We start from the raw sequence: 1,035 nt of genomic DNA on the forward strand, positions 1-1,035 counted from the left end.
AGTCTCCTCATTTGATCGTCATGTGGAGGATGATTATGTAGATTTTTATTATGAGCGGAATTTACCGGAGTTGTTGTCGCGGGAGGGCCCGCACGTGGCTGCGGGGGATGTGAACGGTGATGGGCGGGAGGATCTTTACATCGGCGGGGCCAAAAACCAGCCGGGCCAGCTCTACCTGCAAACGGCGGATGGCGGCTTTGAAAAAAAGCAGGAAGACGTGTTCACCCAGTTCCAGGCTTTTGAGGACGTGGCGGTGCTCTTTTTTGATGCGGACCACGACGGGGATCTGGATTTGTTTGTGGGGGCCGGCGGCAACAACACGCCGCCGGGAGAGCGGGAGCTGCAGCACCGGCTCTATAAAAACGACGGCCGGGGCAACTTCTCGGTGGACGTGGCGGCCTTCCCCCTCAACAACATGAACATTGCCTGTGCTGCTGCCTATGATTATGACGGGGATGGCGACGAGGACCTTTTTGTGGGCAGCCGCAGCGTGCCGCGTCTCTACGGGCAGGTGCCGCAAAGCTACCTGTACCAAAACGACGGGCAGGGGCATTTCAGGGATGTTGCCCCGCCTGCGCTCTCTTCTGTGGGCATGGTTACCGCGGCTGCGTGGGCGGACGTGACCGGCGATGGCAAAAAAGACCTCATCGTAACCGGGGAGTGGATGGCAACCCGGATCTTTTCCTACCAAAAAGGAAACTTCGAGGAGCTGAAAACCACGGGGCTGGAAGGACTTTTGGGCTGGTGGCAGTCGCTTTCGGTGGCGGATGTGAACGGCGATGGGCGGCAGGATCTGGTGGTGGGCAACATCGGGGAGAACTTTTACCTGCGGCCCACCAGAGAAGCCCCGGTCAAACTCTGGGTCAGGGACTTTGACGGCAACGGGCTGGTGGACCAGTTCCTGACCCGAACGGTGGCGGGGAAAGACATGCCGGTGTTTCTCAAACGCGAAATCACCGAACAGTTCCCCTTCCTCAAAAAAGATAACCTCAAACACAGCGACTACGCCAAAAAATCAATACAGGATCTCTTCGG

1 protein-coding gene is annotated in these 1,035 nt (G+C 57.8%); it reads left to right on the forward strand.

Features of this window, described 5'->3' with window-relative positions; all coding sequences use genetic code 11:
* On the forward strand, positions 1 to 1,035 hold a 1,035-nt coding region (locus tag D6024_RS26385), incomplete at both ends, for an FG-GAP repeat domain-containing protein (RefSeq protein ID WP_162945072.1).

It is taken from the genome of Flavisolibacter nicotianae (assembly GCF_003628535.1).
GTDB lineage: Bacteria > Bacteroidota > Bacteroidia > Chitinophagales > Chitinophagaceae > Flavisolibacter > Flavisolibacter nicotianae.